11 protein-coding genes and 5 pseudogenes are annotated in these 15620 nt (G+C 72.3%); 9 read left to right on the top strand and 7 right to left on the bottom strand.

The window, feature by feature from the left end; translation table 11 throughout:
- The first annotated feature begins 33 nt into the window (after positions 1 to 33).
- The 3 genes and pseudogenes from CCZ36_RS02090 (at position 34) to CCZ36_RS02080 (ending at position 3277) form a co-directional block, all read left to right on the top strand.
- Entirely contained in the window at positions 34 to 831 is a 798-nt protein-coding gene (locus CCZ36_RS02090; RefSeq protein WP_128816923.1) for an FCD domain-containing protein, read from the top strand.
- A 168-nt stretch (positions 832 to 999) separates the two neighbouring features.
- Positions 1000 to 2469 carry an ethanolamine permease gene (gene eat, locus CCZ36_RS02085; protein WP_069739450.1) on the top strand — a complete coding sequence of 490 codons (1470 nt, stop codon included), beginning with the start codon at positions 1000 to 1002 and terminating at the stop codon, positions 2467 to 2469.
- Positions 2470 to 2528: 59 nt separating this feature from the next.
- Positions 2529 to 3277: pseudogene (locus CCZ36_RS02080) on the top strand (gamma-glutamyl-gamma-aminobutyrate hydrolase family protein).
- Here CCZ36_RS02080 and CCZ36_RS36500 read toward each other — a convergent pair.
- The 3 genes and pseudogenes from CCZ36_RS36500 to CCZ36_RS02065 all read right to left on the bottom strand — a co-directional run bounded on the left by CCZ36_RS36500 (position 3180) and on the right by CCZ36_RS02065 (position 5188).
- Positions 3180 to 3952: pseudogene (locus tag CCZ36_RS36500) on the bottom strand (hypothetical protein). The pseudogenes CCZ36_RS02080 and CCZ36_RS36500 sit on opposite strands and share 98 nt — an antisense overlap.
- A 46-nt stretch (positions 3953 to 3998) precedes the next feature.
- Positions 3999 to 4580, bottom strand: a complete 582-nt coding sequence (locus CCZ36_RS02070) for a TerD family protein (RefSeq protein WP_069739447.1) — start codon at positions 4578 to 4580, stop codon at positions 3999 to 4001.
- Between the two features lie 32 nt (positions 4581 to 4612).
- Positions 4613 to 5188, bottom strand: coding sequence for a TerD family protein (locus tag CCZ36_RS02065; RefSeq protein WP_128816922.1), 576 nt, complete (start codon positions 5186 to 5188; stop codon positions 4613 to 4615).
- Between the two features lie 262 nt (positions 5189 to 5450).
- Between CCZ36_RS02065 and CCZ36_RS02060 the strand changes: the two genes are divergently transcribed.
- The 4 genes from CCZ36_RS02060 to CCZ36_RS02045 all read left to right on the top strand — a co-directional run bounded on the left by CCZ36_RS02060 (position 5451) and on the right by CCZ36_RS02045 (position 9528).
- Complete coding sequence (locus tag CCZ36_RS02060) at positions 5451 to 5882, top strand: BlaI/MecI/CopY family transcriptional regulator (protein ID WP_069743986.1); 432 nt, start codon at positions 5451 to 5453, stop codon at positions 5880 to 5882.
- Positions 5883 to 5884: 2 nt separating this feature from the next.
- The gene (locus CCZ36_RS02055) at positions 5885 to 6820 is read left to right on the top strand and encodes a M56 family metallopeptidase (protein ID WP_069739444.1); all 936 of its coding nucleotides are present in this window, start codon (positions 5885 to 5887) and stop codon (positions 6818 to 6820) included.
- 330 nt (positions 6821 to 7150) lie between these two features.
- A complete protein-coding gene (locus CCZ36_RS02050) occupies positions 7151 to 8509 on the top strand; it encodes a hemolysin family protein (RefSeq protein WP_069739443.1) in 1359 nt (452 codons plus the stop codon).
- Entirely contained in the window at positions 8506 to 9528 is a 1023-nt protein-coding gene (locus CCZ36_RS02045; protein WP_128816921.1) for a hemolysin family protein, read from the top strand. The genes CCZ36_RS02050 and CCZ36_RS02045 overlap by 4 nt, the downstream gene beginning before the upstream one ends.
- 6 nt (positions 9529 to 9534) lie before the next feature.
- On the opposite strand, the gene CCZ36_RS02040 is transcribed toward CCZ36_RS02045, so the two are convergent.
- The 3 genes and pseudogenes from CCZ36_RS02040 to CCZ36_RS02030 all read right to left on the bottom strand — a co-directional run bounded on the left by CCZ36_RS02040 (position 9535) and on the right by CCZ36_RS02030 (position 11902).
- Positions 9535 to 9786, bottom strand: a complete 252-nt coding sequence (locus CCZ36_RS02040) for a twin-arginine translocase TatA/TatE family subunit (protein WP_069739441.1) — start codon at positions 9784 to 9786, stop codon at positions 9535 to 9537.
- A 103-nt stretch (positions 9787 to 9889) separates the two neighbouring features.
- Positions 9890 to 11205: pseudogene (locus CCZ36_RS02035) on the bottom strand (geranylgeranyl reductase family protein).
- Positions 11206 to 11341: 136 nt separating this feature from the next.
- Positions 11342 to 11902, bottom strand: coding sequence for a DNA polymerase ligase N-terminal domain-containing protein (locus CCZ36_RS02030; protein ID WP_069739439.1), 561 nt, complete (start codon positions 11900 to 11902; stop codon positions 11342 to 11344).
- 273 nt (positions 11903 to 12175) lie between these two features.
- Here CCZ36_RS02030 and CCZ36_RS02025 point away from each other — a divergent pair, with 273 nt between their 5' ends.
- Both CCZ36_RS02025 and CCZ36_RS02020 read left to right on the top strand, forming a co-directional pair.
- Positions 12176 to 13081, top strand: coding sequence for a glycoside hydrolase family 16 protein (locus CCZ36_RS02025; RefSeq protein WP_069739438.1), 906 nt, complete (start codon positions 12176 to 12178; stop codon positions 13079 to 13081).
- 123 nt (positions 13082 to 13204) lie between these two features.
- Positions 13205 to 14196, top strand: a pseudogene (locus CCZ36_RS02020) (aldo/keto reductase).
- 45 nt (positions 14197 to 14241) lie between these two features.
- Here CCZ36_RS02020 and CCZ36_RS02015 read toward each other — a convergent pair.
- Positions 14242 to 15440 (bottom strand): annotated as a pseudogene (locus tag CCZ36_RS02015) (serine/threonine-protein kinase).
- Positions 15441 to 15620: the final 180 nt, after the last annotated feature.

The raw sequence follows: 15620 nt of genomic DNA, 5'->3' as shown, positions 1-15620 counted from the left end.
CAGAGAACCATTGCTTGGGAAGGGGATCCGCCAGTGGGCGCGAGCGGAAGAGGGGACGACACCCGTCCGGGGGTACGGGCGGCAGAGGGGGGCGGGGCGGCGGGCGTCGCGGACGACGCCGCGCCAGGGCCCCTGGACTCCGTGCTGCGCCCGGTCCGCGCGGGCAACGGCTTCGAGGAGGCCCTGGAGCAGGTCCTCCAGCTGCTGCGCCTCGGCCTCGTGCCGCCGGGCGAACGCCTGCCCTCCGAACGTGAGTTGTCGCAGCATCTGCGGATCAGCAGGGTGACGCTGCGCGAGGTCCTCAAGGTCCTTCAGGACCAGAACATGGTCGAGAGCCGCCGTGGACGCTACGGGGGGACGTTCGTCCTGCCGCGCACCGCCGCCCGCGACGGCAGCGACGAACTGCGCCGCCGCATCGCCGCCGTCGACGTCGAGGACACCCTGCGCTTCCGTGAAGTGCTGGAGGCCGGAGCCGCGGGCCTGTGCGCCGAAGGGCTCACGGCCGACGGCGAAACCCGGCTGCGCGGGGCGCTCGACGCCACCCGGGGCGCCCGGCTGGAGGAGTACCGCCGCCAGGACACCCTGCTCCACCTCACCCTCGCCGAACTCTCCGGCTCCCGCACCCTCGCCGCCCAGTACGCCGCCGTCCGGGCCACCCTCAACGAACTGCTCGACTGCATCCCGCTGCTGGTGCGCAATCTGGAGCACTCCCAGCAGCAGCACGCGGCCGTCGTCGAGGCGGTCCTGGACCGGGATCCGGACGCCGCGCGCGAGATGATGCGCGAACACTGCGGCGGGACGGCCGCCCTGCTGCGCGGCTTCCTCGCCTGAGCCCGGGGGTGACGGTGTGCGGCTCGACGACGGCCGGCGAGGCGAATTGATAACCACTCTTTAACGCACGCCCCTTGCCAGGCGCCGTCACGTTCCACAAAGGTGTGCCGACGAACCTTTGATCGAAGCAGTTCCAACGATGAAGTCGACACACATCTGGAGCGCCTCATGGCTCAGGGAACCGAAACACCCGCCGGACCACCCGGTGACGCGGGCCCGGCGAAGTCCGGCACGGACGCGTACCTCCACCGACGGACCCTGCGCCGCGGCAGCGCCGGCTGGCTCCTGCTGACCGGGCTCGGCGTCGCCTACGTCGTCTCCGGCGACTTCTCCGGCTGGAACATCGGCCTGTCCAAGGGCGGCTTCGGCGGACTCGCCGTGGCCATGGTCCTGATGGGCGTCATGTACGCCTGTCTGGTCTTCGCCCTGGCCGAACTCTCGGCCATCCTCCCCACGGCGGGCGGCGGTTACGGCTTCGCCCGGCGGGCGCTCGGCACCTGGGGCGGCTTCCTGACGGGGACCGCCATCCTCATCGAGTACATCCTCGCCCCCGCCGCCATCTCCCTCTTCATCGGCGACTACGTCGAATCGCTCGGCCTGTTCGGCCTCACCTCCGGCTGGCCCGTCTACCTCGCCTGCTTCGCGATCTTCATCGGGATCCATCTCTGGGGCGTCGGCGAGGCACTCCGCTTCAGCCTGGTGGTCACCGTCATCGCGGTGGCCGCGCTGCTGATCTTCGCCGTCGGCGCGTTCACCGAGTTCGACGCGGGCCGCCTCAACGACATCCCGGCCGACGCCTCCGCCTTCGGCTCCTCCTCCTGGCTGCCGTACGGACTCCTCGGGATCTGGGCCGCCTTCCCCTTCGGCATGTGGTTCTTCCTCGGGGTCGAGGGTGTGCCGCTCGCCGCCGAGGAGGCCAAGGACCCGGTCCGCTCGATGCCCAAGGCCCTGGCCATCTCGCTGGCCGTGCTGGTCTTTCTGGCCCTCATCACCTTCGTCTCCGCCACCGGCGCCCAGGGCGCGAACGCCATCAAGGAGGCCGGGAACCCGCTCGTGGTGGCCCTCCAGGGCGACGGCGAACCGACAGCCCTGAGCCGCTTCGTGAACTACGCGGGCCTCGCCGGACTCGTCGCCTCCTTCTTCTCCCTGATCTTCGCCGGATCCCGCCAGCTCTTCGCCCTCTCCCGGGCGGGTTATCTGCCCCGCTTCCTCTCCCTCACCAACCGCCGCAAGTCCCCCTACCTCGGCCTGCTGATCCCCGGCGTCATCGGCTTCACGCTCGCCGCCTGGAGCGGCAACGGCGGCCGGATGCTGAACGTCGCCGTCTTCGGGGCCACCATCAGCTACGCGCTCATGGCCCTCTCCCACCTGGTGCTGCGCCGCCGTGAACCGGAGCTGCCGCGCCCCTACCGCACCCCCGGCGGCGCGCTCACCTCGTCCGTCGCCTTCGCTCTGGCATGCTCGGCCCTGGTGGCGACCTTCCTGGTGGACCGTGACGCGGCGTTCATCGCGCTCGCCGTGTACGCGGTGGCGCTCGCCTACTTCGCCTTCTACAGCCGTCACCGGCTGGTCGCGGGAGCCCCGGAGGAGGAGTTCGCCGCACTGGCGGCGGCCGAGGCCGAACTGGCCCGCGACTGAGCACACCGGGCCCCCGGGCCGCCGACGCCATCCCCGACCGACCCGAAGGAGTACGTTCCATGCCCCGGCCCGTCATCGGCATCAGCACCTACCAGGACCCCGCGCGGTGGGGGTGTGGGAGATGCCCGCGGTGCTGCTCCCCGCCGCCTATCCGCGCCTCGTCCGGGCGGCGGGCGGGCTGGCGGTGCTGCTGCCGCCCGATGACGCCGAGGACGCGGCCCGGGAGACCGTCGCCGCCCTCGACGGGCTGGTGATCGCCGGGGGAGCGGACGTCGAGCCCGTCCGGTACGGGGCGGTCGCCGACCCCCGTACCGGCCCCCCGGCCCGCGAACGCGACGCCTGGGAGCTGGCGTTGATCCGGGCGGCGATCGACCAGCAGGTCCCTCTGCTCGGCATCTGCCGGGGCATGCAACTGCTCAACGTCGCCCTCGGCGGCACGCTGATCCAGCACCTGGAGGACCACACCGGCGGCCTCGGCGTCTTCGGGAGCCACGCGGTGACCCCCGTGACCGGCACCGTGTACGCGGACGCCGTCCCCGAGGCCGCCATGGTGCCCGCCTACCACCACCAGGCGGTCGACCGCCTCGGCACCGGCCTGGTGGCCTCCGCACACGCCCCGGACGGGACCGTGGAGGCCCTGGAACTCCCGGACCACGCAAGCCTGGTGCTCGGGGTGCAGTGGCATCCGGAGATGGGCCGGGACACCCGGGTCATGGCCGCCCTGGTCCGGGCTGCCGGGGAGCGGGCGGCGTCGGCCCCTCGAACCCCGGACCGGAGTATTCGGGCCCCGCGAACGCCGGTGAACTGAACCTGGATCCCCGGCCCTCGCCCGCACCCGGCACGGAAACCGGCGCCTCGGCCAGCTCCTGGAGGAGGAACGGCCGGACCCCCCGGTCGCGCAACGCCACGAGCCACGCCTGACGGGCCTGGGCGAGTGCGGGAGAATCGCCGGCGGCGGACGGGCCGGGCACGGCCGCCGCCGACTGCTTCGCCGCCGTCCGGTAGAGGGCGACCACACTGACCAGGGCCGTCGCCGCCGCGACCGCCAGACTGAACCAGCCGACGCCGACGAGGGTGTCCGCCAGGGCGGCCAGGGCACCGGCGAGCCGCAGGCCGTACCCGAGCAGCAGGAACGTGCCCGCGGCCACGGCGGCGAGCACCGGCGTCAGCACCCCGAGGACCGCCAGCACCCGGGCCCCGGCCGCTCCTGATCGCCGGGACCGGAGAGCGGCGCCGCCCCGGCGTCCCGTCGCCCGCCCTGCGCGCCCCGCGCCCGGAGCCGCAGGGCCGTGTACCTCCGGTACTCCGCGTCGGCGGCGGCCGTCGTGCGTGCCACGGCCGCCAGACCCCGGACGCGCAGCCGGTCGGCGGGGACTCCCGAACGCTCCAGCAGACGGCGGATCTCCGGGGAGGCGATCACCTCGTCGAGCGCGCTCGCGTAGTCGGATCTGTCCTCGTCCCCGAGCCGGGAAGGTCTGCCCATGCTGTCCCTCGGTCGATACGTGCGTCGATAGGTGTGGGGTGGGGAGCTACAGGTGCTGCGCGACCGCGGGCATGAGGTCCTGGAAGGTCCGCCCGTCCGCCGCCGCGCCGATCGCGGTCATCTGCCAGCCCGAGCCGGTGCGCTGGACCTTGGCCATGATCTGGGCGGTGTGCCGCCCGCCACCGGTCAGGGTGTACCGGGCCAGCTCCTGGCCGTTGCTCTCGTCGACCAGCCGGCAGAAGGCCGCCTCGACCTCCTCGAAGGTCTGGCCGGTGAACGAGTTCACCGTGAAGACGATCTGGTCCACATGGGCGGGTACACGTCGCAGGTCGACGACGATGGACTCGTCGTCGCCGCCCTGGCCCGCCCCGCCGACCCGGTTGTCCCCGGTGTGCTGGACCGAGCCGTCGTCGCTGGTCAGATGCTGGAAGAAGACCACGTCCTGCGGGTCCCGGCCCGCGAAGAGCACCGCCGAGGCGTCCAGGTCGATCTCGCGCGCGGTCAGCCGCGCCAGAAAACCCTTGCGGGGAGCGGACTTCCAGCCAAGACCCATCCGTACGACGTCGAGCTCGCCGCCGCCGGACTTGGTGAGGCTGACCTGCTGGCCCTTGGTGAGGTTGATCGTCATCGTTCCGCCTTCCGTGATCGTGTCCGAGCGGCTCAGAGACTGACGCCGAAGTCGGCGACGATGCCGCTCAGCCCGGATGCGTAACCCTGCCCGACCGCACGGAACTTCCACTCCGCGCCGTGCCGGTACAGCTCGCCGAAGACCATCGCCGTCTCGGTGGAGGCGTCCTCGCTGAGGTCGTAGCGGGCGATCTCCGCGCCGCCCGCCTGGTTGACCACCCGGATGTACGCGTTGCGGACCTGGCCGAAGCTCTGGCCCCGGCTCTGGGCGTCGTGGATCGAGACCGGGAACACGATCTTCGCGACGTTCGCGGGCACCGACGCGAGATCGACCTTGACGATCTCGTCGTCGCCCTCGCCCTCACCGGTGAGGTTGTCGCCGGTGTGCTCGACCGAACCGTCGGGGCTCTTCAGGTTGTTGTAGAAGACGAAGTGCCCGTTGGACAGCACCTTGCCCGACTCGTCGCAGAGCAGCGCGCTCGCGTCCAGGTCGTAGTCGGTGCCGGTGGTGGTACGGACGTCCCAGCCGAGACCGACGAGGACCGCGGTCAGCCCGGGGGCCTCCTTGTTCAGCGAGACGTTTCCACCCTTGGCGAGGCTCACACCCATGATCTTCTCCCTTTGTCCGGCAGCGGTGAGGAAAATCTACAGCACTGTAGATTTCCTGGGCCAGGAGGCGGGCCAGGAGGCGGGCCAGGAGGCGGGCCGGGGGGCGGGCGAGTAGTGCGCGCCGCCCGGGTGTGAGCGGTAGGTCGGTGGCCGGTGCCCGGCCCGGCTGGATACGATTCCCCCATCCCCGGCGGGTCCAGTGCCACAGCCGGGCGGCCGAACCGGGAGAGCCGGACGGCGAGACGGAGAGAGGGGCCGCGCCGTGAACGCCGACAGAGCCGGTGGTGAACGGGAGACGCCCGCCCGCAGGCGCGGCCAGGGTGAACTGGAGGCCCAGGTGCTGTCGGTGCTGGGCGAGGCGAGCGAACCGGTGACCGCCGCCTGGGTGCTGGAGCGGCTCGACGCGGACCTCTCGTACAGCACGGTCATCACCATCCTGACCCGGCTGCACGCCAAGCAGGCGGTCACGCGCACCGGGCGGGGGCGTCCCGTGCTGTGGGAGCCCGTCGCGAACGAGGCGGGGCTCGCCGCCCTGCGGATGCGCCGGCTCCTCGACAAACAGAGCGACCGTGACGCGGTGCTCTCCAGCTTCGTCTCCGTCCTCTCCTCCCACGACGAGGACCTGCTGCGGTCCCTGCTCGCCGAGAGCGGACCCGACGACACCGGCGCGCCCTCGGACCGGCCGGAGCGCTGACGATGGGGGTCTTCGTCTACCTGCCCCTCGTGCTCCCTCTGACCGCGCTGCCCATCGCGCGCCTGGCCGAACAGCACTTGCACCCCCGCGGGGCCGCCCGGCTGCTCACCACCGTCGCCGTCATCCTCGCCTCCTGCAGCCTGCTCTGCCTCGGCCTGCTGGTGGTCGTGGGCACCGCCCAGCTGCCCGGCAACCCGCTGCCCGACGGCTGGTCCGACGACGAGGTCCGCGATGCCGTGCCGCACGACGCGTTCGCGGGCAAGGCGTCCATCCTGGCGCTCGTCGTCGTGACCGGGGCCTGCGGTTTCACCGTCCACCGCCACTTCCGCTTCCGGGCCCGGGCCCACCGGGCGCTCCGGGGGCTGGGAGGGGCCGACGACGTCGCCGTGCTGCCCGACGCGACGCCGTACGCCTACGCGCTCCCCGGCTCTCCGGGAAAGGTGATGGTCTCCACGGCGATGCTCGCCTCCCTCGAACCGGCCGAGCACCGGGCCCTGTTCGCCCACGAGCGGGCCCACCTGACGGGACGCCACCATCGGCTGCTGCTCGCGACCCGGCTGGCCGGCTGCGTCAACCCCCTGCTGTGGCCGCTGCTCGGGGCCCTGGTCTACAGCACGGAGCGCTGGGCCGACGAGGAGGCGGCCCGGGTCACCGGCGACCGCCGGCTGACCGCCCGCGCGGTCGGCAAGGCGGCGCTCGTCGCGCGCCCGGTGCCCGGCGGCGCGGCCTTCGCCGCCTTCGCCACCGCGGGCCCGGTGCCCCGCCGGGTGGCGGCGCTCCTGGGGCCGGTGCCGCCGGACCGCAGCTGGCCCCCGGCCCTCACCCCGGCCGGGGCCGCGGCGCTCGTCGCAGCGGCCGGCGCGACCGTCTCCGCACTGTCCGCACTCAACGCGGCCGTCGCCCTGTTCCTCGTTCTGAAGGCGGCGACCCCGCTGTAGAGGGCGTCCGTTCGGTCCGGATGCGTTCCCTTTGGCGTACGGTTCTCGCCACGGAAGGCGCCCCCGAACCGCCCATCTACTTCGCTGTAGAGTTCATGGACGGCAGGCCCGGCCGTGGGCAGAGCCGGAACGTGCCGGTGCGGCGGAGCCGGCCGCACCCCTCCACACAGTGGCTGGAACCACCCAGCCGGACAGGAGCCACGCGTTGTACGCCAGTACGGGCCCTTCGGGGCCTGACCTTCGCCCTCCGGGGCCTGACTTCCACCGCATCCGGTCCGCCGACGCGGCCACGGGCCGGACCGGCCGCCGCTCCTACGGGGCGAGGACCCGGTGATCGCCGCACTGCTCGGCCTCCTGGCCGTCTTCGTCCTCACCGCCGGAACCGGCTACTTCGTGGCCCAGGAGTTCGCCTACGTCTCCGCCGACCGCCTCACTCTCTCGCGGGAGGCCGCGGCCGGTGACAAGCGGGCCGCCCGCGCCGTGAAGGTGCTGGAGCGCCTCTCGTTCATGCTCTCCGGCGCCCAGCTCGGCATCACCGTCACCGGGCTGATCGTCGGCTTCCTCGCCGAACCGTCCGTCTCCGCGCTCCTGCGGCCCGTTCTCAGCGGCACCGGTGTGCCCGACGGCGTGGTCTCCGGCATCTCCGTCGTGCTGTCCTTCGTGGTGGCCACCGTCATCCAGATGGTCCTGGGTGAACTCGCCCCCAAGAACCTGGCCCTCGCCGTCCCGGAGCGGATGGCGAAGTCCCTGGCCGCCTCCACCCTGCTCTACCTCCGGGTCGTCGGCCCGGTGATCCACATCTTCGACAGCGCGGCCAACCGGCTGCTGCGCCGGATCGGCATCGAACCCGTCGAGGAACTGCATCACGGCGCCACCCTGGAGGAACTGGGCCACCTCATCGGCGAATCCCGCGAACAGGGCGAGCTGCCCGCCGCCACCGCCGAACTGATCGACCACGCCCTGGAGTTCTCCGAGCGGACCCTGGGCGAGGTGATGATCCCGCGCGCCGACGTCGCCTTCGTCCGCCGCGACGCCCCCGCCACCGAGGCCGTCGAGCTGATCGCCCGGCACGGCCACTCCAACTACCCGGTGCTCGGTGACCACCCCGACGACCCGGCAGGGGTCCTCGGCGTGCGGGAACTGATGCGGCTGCCCGCCGCGGAGATCGGCCGCACCACCGTCGGCTCCCTTGCCCGCCGCCCCCTCCTGCTGCCGGAACTGCTCAAGCTCCCGGCGGCGGTCGCGCAGATGCGGGAGCGGGACGACGAGTTCGCCGTGGTCCTGGACGAGCACGGCGGTCTCGCCGGGATCGTCACATACGAGGACATCGCCGAGGAGCTCGTCGGGGACATCGCCGACGAGTCCGACACCGTCGTCGAACTCGCGGTCGTCGACGGCTCCGGCTGGATCGTGGACGCGGGTCGCCGCCTCGACGAGATCGAGGAGGCCACCGGGGTCGAACTGCCCCAGGAGAGCGACGACTACGACACCCTGGCCGGACTGATCATCGACCGGCTCGGCCGCTTCCCGACGGTGGGGGACCGGCTGACCGTCCCCGGCGTCCGGATCACCGTCCGCTCGCTGGACCGGCACGTCGCCGAGTACGTCCGCATCGAGCGCGAGGACCGCCCCGCTGACGCCGATCGGACCACCGACGCCGATCGCACCGGACAGGAGCCGCAGGCATGAGCTTCCCCCTGGCCCTCTTCGTGACCCTCCTGCTGCTGATCGGCAGCGGCTTCTTCGTCGCCGCCGAATTCGCCCTCGTCGCCTCCAAACGGCACCGCATGGAACAGGCCGCCGCCCGCGGGCAGCGCGGTGCCAAGGCGGCGCTCACCGGCATGCGTGAGCTGTCGCTGATGCTGGCGGGCGCCCAACTCGGCATCACCATCTGCACCCTGGGCCTCGGCTCCGTCTCCAAGCCCGCCATCTCGCACGAGCTGGACCCGTTGCTGGAGAAGCTCGGACTGCCCGCGGCCCTCAGCTACGGCATCGCCTTCGCGCTGGCGATGATCATCGTCGTGTTCCTGCACATGGTGGTCGGCGAAATGGCCCCGAAATCCTGGGCCATCGCCCACCCGGAGCGCTCGGCGATGCTCCTGAGCCCGGCCTTCCGGGCCCTGGTCAACGCCGTACGGCCGCTGATCCGGCTGATGAACTGGATCAGCAACGGCCTGGTGCGGCTCTGCCGGGTCACCCCGCGCGACGAGCTGGCCTCGGTGCACAACCGGGACCAGCTCACCCACCTCATCGAGGAGTCCGAGCGGCTGGGGCTGATCAGCCAGGGCGACTCCGGCCTGATGACCCGGTCCCTGACCGAACCGCAGGCCCCGGTCTCCACCGTGCGGATCCCGGCCGAACGGATCGCGACCGTCCGGGCCGACGCGGGGCTCGACGAGGTCCTGGCCACCGCCGCCGCCGCCGACCGCACCCGCCTGCTGGTACGGGACGGGGAGGAGGTCCTCGGATCGGTGCACGCCAGGGACGCCCTCGTGGCCCGCGCCGGAGGCCGGGCGGTCCTCGCCCGGGACCTGGCCCGCCCGGTCCCGGAACTCGCCCCGGACGCCACCGCGGCGCACGCGGTGGAGCAGTTGCGCGAGCGGCGCGCCACGATCGCGGTCGTCCGGGACGGGGAAGGACGGATCACCGGACTGGTCAGCCTGGACGACCTGCTCGCCAGGCTGCTGCACCCGCCGACCGCCGCCTGACCGGCGCTACAGGTCCCGACGCTCGGTCGTCTCCCCGCGGATCACCCGGGGAGACGGCCGGGCGTCGTCGTTCGCGGCGCCCGGGCCGGTGCCCGGGGGAGCGGCCCGCGGGGCGTCCTGCTCCTTGAGGGCCCGTTTCTCGCTCTTGAGGATGCGCGCGGCCTTGCCGGCGGACCGCACCAGATCCGGCAGCCTCTTGATGCTCAGGACCACCACGATCACGAGAAGGACAAGGGTGAGTTCGCCGATCCCCAACATGGCTGCTGCTTTCTCTGGAGCGGTCTACGACGGAGATAATCTACAGGTCTGTAGAGTGTCCGCTCACGGGTTCCATGATCAGGCTGCCCGGGCAACCTCCCTATCAGCCAGCCCTGTTCGGCGGCCTCGGGGTCGGGACCAGGCGGAACGCCGTGTTGAGGACATGGTCGGCCACATCGCGCGACGGCTTGTCCGTGAGGTCGGTCAGCAGCCGGGCCAGCAGATCGAGGAGGAACGGCGAGCCCAGGACGTAGCGGTTGAGCACCGGCTGGAAGCCCGAGCGGCTGAAGAGCAGGTCGGCCGCGGTGTTGCCCAGCCGGTAGTAGCGGCCCCAGCGGCGGTTCATCTCCACCGGGTAGCCGTGCAGCAGCTGTTCGCGGCGGTGTCCTTGAGGGTGCGCCAGGGCGAGAGCCGTGGTCTCGGCGGCCACCTCGCCCGCCTCCATCGCCTGGGCGATGCCCTCGCCGTTCCAGGGGCTCACCATCCCGCCGGAGTCACCGACCAGCAACAGCCCTCGGGCGTACAGCGGATGGCGGTTGAAACCGAGGGGCAGGGCGGCGCTGCGCACCGGTCCCTCCGCGTTGTCCTCGCGCAGCCCCCACTGCTCCGGGGTGCGGGCCAGCCACTGGTCCAGGGTGGCGCGCAGGTCCGCCTTGCCGTGCCGCCGGTGGGGAGCGCCCCGAGCCCGACGTTGACCCGGCCGTCGCCCATCGGGAAGATCCAGCCGTAGCCGGGGAGGTACGGGCCTGTGCCGGGAAAGCGGAGGTCGGCCCACAGCTCCAGGTACTCCTCCCGGGAGCGTTCCGGGCTGCGGTAGTAGCGCCGGGCGGCGGTCGCGATCTGGCGTCGCGGGTCCCGCTCCAGGCCCAGCGCCAGGGCGAGACGGGCGGACGCCCCGTCGGCGGCGATGACGACGGGCGCGCGGAAGTCGACCGGGTCCGGCACGTCCGGGGAGTCCGAGGACGCGGCGATCCCCGTGACCCGGCCCGCCCGGTCCGTCAGCGGCCGCTCCGCCTTCCAGCCGCTGTACAGCCGGGCCCCCGCCGCCACGGCGTGCCGGGCCAGGATGTCGTCGAAGTCGTGCCGGCTGCGGGAGAGGCCGAAGTCCGGATAGCGGTCCAACGCCGGCCACTCGATGTGCACCTGGTGCTTCCCGGCCACCCAGCGCATCCCGCGTGAACGCGTCCAGCCCGGTGCGGTGATGTCGACGCCCATCCGGATGAGCTGGTGCACCGCCCGCGGGGTGAGGCCGTCACCGCACACCTTCTCGCGGGGGAAGCGGGCCTTCTCCAGCAGGATCACGTCCACCCCGGCGCGCGCCAGGTGGTACGCGGCCGAGGAGCCGGCCGGGCCCGCCCCCACCACGATCACCTGGGCGTCCGTCTCCCGTGCGTCCGCGTCCGTCGGCTGCTCCCGCATGACCACCCCTTCGTCAACGGCCGTTGCCTGCCGGGGCGGCGGCCCCGGGCAACATCATCGATCAGGACGGGCCGGGGCGATACCCGGCGTCCGGACAACAGGATTGGCACGAGGGGGCGTTCGTCCGACCGGTGGGTCAGTCCTCGCCGCCCCGGGCCGCCGCGGCGACCTGGTGCAGCGTCCGTCCCGTACGGGCGGACCGGGCGTGGTACGGATCGGGCGAACCCGGCCGGTCGCGTACGGCGAGGCGGTCGTTGGCCTTGATCAGCAGCCAGGCCTCATGGCCGCCGCTGTCCGGCTCGTCGCCCTTCTGGACGCGGGTGAGCGCGAATTCGCCGTGCAGCTTCGAACCGTACAGCCAGAACGTCGCGTGGCCCAGCTCCAGGGACTCGGAGAAGGGGACGGAGTCGCCCTGCCCGTCGTGGCCGAGCGGCCGGTAGGTGCCCTGGTCCCAGACGATGACCGTGCCGCTGCCGGACTCGCCCCGGGGGATGACGCCCTCGAACTCGCGGTACTCCAGAGCGTGATCCTCGGTCGGCACGGCGAGCCGTCGGTCGCTGGGGTTCTCCGACGGCCCGCGAGGCACCGCCCAGGACTTCAGCACGCCGTCGACCTCCAGCCGGAAGTCGAAATGCAGCCGTCGCGCGTCATGGATCTGCACGACGAAGTGGGGCCGCGGTGTGCTGTCGCTCTCCACGTCGTGCTCCCTTCGCCGTCCGGTCCGTATCTCCACTCTGCCGCCGCCCCGTGGGAACCGCACGACGGGGCCACTGCCTTCAGACGCATATGCCGAAGAGACATGCCGTTCCCTCTCCGGTCCGGACCAGGTTATTGACGGCACCTGTGGCACTCCCTTAAATCAAGAAGTGAAATATGCGCCCGAGGCGTTCGCCCCAACCGTTCACCTCTCGGTGTTGATCTGTCATGCGCATGCCCTTCATGCGTATGTCCCCCCACGCGAAGTGATGTGATGACCGTGCACCCCACGCACTCCACCGCGCGCAGCGTCTCCCGGCGCCGCCGCGTCGCCCTCTACGCGGCCTCGCTGCTCTGCTGTTCCGCCATCCTCACCGCACTCCCCGGCGGAGCGTCCGCCGCACCCGCCGCCGACTCCCCGTCCCCCGGGCCGGGCGCCATGGCCGTCGCCTTCGAGGACCAGTTCGACGGGCCGGCCGGTGCCGCCGTCGACGGCGGCAAGTGGCAGATCGAGACCGGCGACAACGTCAACAACCACGAGCGGCAGTACTACACCCCGGGCAACGACAACGCCGCGCTCGACGGCCAGGGCAACCTCGTGATCACCGCCCGGAAGGAGAACCCGGGCAACTACCCGTGCTGGTACGGGGCGTGCGAGTACACCTCGTCCCGGCTCAACACCTCCGGAAAGTTCGCCGCCGCCTACGGCCATGTCGAGGCCCGGATCAAGATCCCGCGTGGCCAGGGCATCTGGCCCGCCTTCTGGATGCTGGGCGACGACTTCGGCAATGTCGGCTGGCCCGACAGCGGCGAGATCGACATCATGGAGAACGTCGGCTTCGAGCCCGGCACGGTCCACGGCACCCTGCACGGCCCCGGCTACTCCGGTTCGGGCGGCATCGGCGCCGCGTACACCCTCCCCGACGGGCAGGCGTTCGCCGACGACTTCCACACCTTCGCCGTCGACTGGGCGCCCGACTCCATCACCTGGTCCGTCGACGGCAACGTCTTCCAGCGGCGCACCCCCGCCGACCTGGGCGGCAACCCGTGGGTGTTCAACAAGCCCTTCTTCCTCATCCTGAACCTCGCGGTCGGCGGCTACTGGCCCGGCGACCCCGACGGCTCCACCCGGTTCCCGCAGCAGATGATCATCGACTACGTCCGGGTGACGACGTCGTGACGACCGGCGACTGACCGGGAGCCCCGGAAACGTGGACGGCGGCAGAGGTGCTCCTGCCGCCGTCCGCCCCTGCCCCGTCCGTCTCGCCCGCCCCGCCCCGCCGGGCACGAGAAGCGGAATAGCATGATCCCCATGGAACAGCGCACACTCGGCAGGACCGGCCGTGACGTCTCGGTCGTCGGACAGGGCACCTGGCAACTCGGCGGTGACTGGGGCGAGGTCGCGGAGGGCGACGCGTTCGACGTCCTCGACGCGGCCGTCGAATCCGGCGTCACCTTCTTCGACACCGCGGACGTGTACGGGGACGGCCGCAGCGAACAGCTCATCGGCCACTACCTCAAGAACCGCCCCGACGCGGACGTCTTCGTCGCCACCAAGATGGGCCGCCGCGCCGACCAGGTGCCGGAGAACTACGTCCTGGACAACTTCCGCGCCTGGAACGACCGTTCCCGGGCCAACCTCGGCACCGACACACTCGACCTCGTACAACTGCACTGCCCGCCCAGCAGCGTCTACTCCTCCGACGCCGTCTACGACGCCCTGGACACCCTGGTCGCCGAGCAGCGGATCGCCGCCTACGCGGTGAGCGTCGAGACCTGCGCCGAGGCGCTGGCCGCCATCGCGCGCCCCGGCGTGGCGAGCGTGCAGATCATCCTCAACCCGTTCCGCCTCAAGCCGCTCGACGAGGTCCTCCCGGCGGCCGCCGCCGCGGGCGTCGGCATCATCGCCCGGGTCCCCTCGCCTCCGGCCTGCTCTCCGGCAAGTACACCAAGGACACCGTCTTCGGCCCCGAGGACCACCGGACGTACAACCGGCACGGCGAGGCGTTCGACCAGGGCGAGACGTTCTCCGGCATCGACTACGCCACCGGCGTCGCCGCGGCGGCCGAGTTCGCCGAGCTGGCCCCGGAGGGCGCCACCCCCGCGCAGACCGCGCTGCGCTGGATCATCCAGCAGCCGGGCGTCACCAGCGTGATCCCCGGGGCGCGTTCGGTGGAACAGACCCGCGCCAACGCGGCGGCCGCATCCCTGCCGCCGCTGCCGCAGAGCACGCTGGACGCCGTGCGCGAGCTGTACGACCGGTCGATCCGCGCGGAGGTCCACGGTCGCTGGTGACGGCGGCGGACGGGGAGTGACGAACGGGTGAGCGGCGAGCGGGACTCAGTCGTCCCGCTCGTCCTCCCCGTCCTCTTCTCCGTCCCCGTCGCGCTCCTGCTGCTGCGTGCCCTGCTGCTGATCGCCGTCGCCGGCGTCCTGCGAGGGGACCGACGGGGCCGAGGGCGGGCTCTGGTCCGGCGTACCGGCTGAGCTGGAGTCCGGGGAGAACAGAATCATCCCCAGGTACACGGCGGCCAGGAACGTCGCCGTGCCCGCGATGGCGCTGGCCACCCTGGGGCGCCGGCGGATCGCCTCGCGGGTACTGCGACGACGACGGGCCGGAGCCGAACGGGCCGGCGCCTGCCGTCTGCGTCCCGTGGGCCCCGGGAGCCGGTATGTCGTCGGGCCGACCGGTGCGGGCGGGGCCGCGGGGGAGGGCCTCGGAGCCATGGGGGCGGTCGCCCGGTGCGATGTGGGCGTCTGCGCGGGGAGGGGCTCCGGCAGGCCGCGCCAGGCGTCGGTGCGGAACCAGTCGGAGACCTGCTGCGCGGTGGGCCGCTCCTCCGGCTGTTTGGCCAGCAGCCCGAGCAGATACGCGTCGAAGGCGGCGGAGATCTCCACACCGCGCTGCCGCAGCGGACCGGCGGGGTGTCGACATGCTGGTACAGCGTCGCGGTCGCCGTGTCGGAGCGGAACGGGGGCTGCCCGAGCAGCAGTTGATAGATGACGCAGCCCAGGGAGTACATGTCGGAGGCCGAGTCGGCGGTCCGCCCCAGCGCCCGCTCGGGGGCCAGGTAGAGGCTGGTGCCGACGATGTGACCGGCCGTCGTCAGCGCGGTCGAGGGATCGTCGACGAACTGGGCGATCCCGAAGTCGCCGATCTTCACCGAACCGTCCGCGTCCAGCATCAGGTTGCCCGGCTTGATGTCGCGGTGGACGATGCCCTGGCGGTGCGCCGCGGCAAGGCCGGCGGCCGCCTGTCCGGCGATCCGGGCGACCAGTTCAGGGCGGACGCGCTCCTGGGCGGCCAGCAGGTCGCCGAGGCTCTGCCCCTCGACCAGCTCCATCACCAGGAAGAACCGGTCCTCCCAGGCGCCGAAGTCGAACACGGCCACCAGATGCGGATGGCTCAGCCGGGCGGCGGTCTGGGCCTCCAGCCGGAAGCGGGCGGTCGACGAGGCGTCCGCCTGGTCCCCCAGCAGGAGCTTCACGGCCACGGCCCGTCCCAGGACCTCGTCCGTGGCGCGCCACACCTCGCCCATGCCGCCACGCCCGATGGGGGATACCAATCGGTACCGACCAGCTACCAGCACCTGTACACCTATCTCGAATGGTGGCCCGCTCCGGCTGTCGGCACCCCGGGGCACCCGGTCTCCGGCGGAGTCCTGGGCGGTGCGGCGAACGACATGATCAGGATATCGGTCCGGCGGAGCCCGGATGCC

Source organism: Streptomyces sp. S063, from assembly GCF_002832675.1.
In the GTDB taxonomy this organism is placed as follows: Bacteria; Actinomycetota; Actinomycetes; order Streptomycetales; family Streptomycetaceae; genus Streptomyces; species Streptomyces sindenensis.
The sequence above is the reverse complement of the archived record's forward strand: the minus strand, read 5'-3'. Positions and strand labels throughout refer to the sequence as shown.

Coding starts and splice junctions, on each gene's coding strand:
- eat (WP_069739450.1), top strand. CDS start 1,000: ATGGCTCAGGGAACCGAAACACCCGCCGGACCACCCGGTGACGCGGGC.
- CCZ36_RS02070 (WP_069739447.1), bottom strand. CDS start 4,580: ATGACGATCAACCTCACCAAGGGCCAGCAGGTCAGCCTCACCAAGTCC.
- CCZ36_RS02065 (WP_128816922.1), bottom strand. CDS start 5,188: ATGGGTGTGAGCCTCGCCAAGGGTGGAAACGTCTCGCTGAACAAGGAG.
- CCZ36_RS02055 (WP_069739444.1), top strand. CDS start 5,885: ATGGGGGTCTTCGTCTACCTGCCCCTCGTGCTCCCTCTGACCGCGCTG.
- CCZ36_RS02045 (WP_128816921.1), top strand. CDS start 8,506: ATGAGCTTCCCCCTGGCCCTCTTCGTGACCCTCCTGCTGCTGATCGGC.
- CCZ36_RS02040 (WP_069739441.1), bottom strand. CDS start 9,786: ATGTTGGGGATCGGCGAACTCACCCTTGTCCTTCTCGTGATCGTGGTG.
- CCZ36_RS02025 (WP_069739438.1), top strand. CDS start 12,176: ATGACCGTGCACCCCACGCACTCCACCGCGCGCAGCGTCTCCCGGCGC.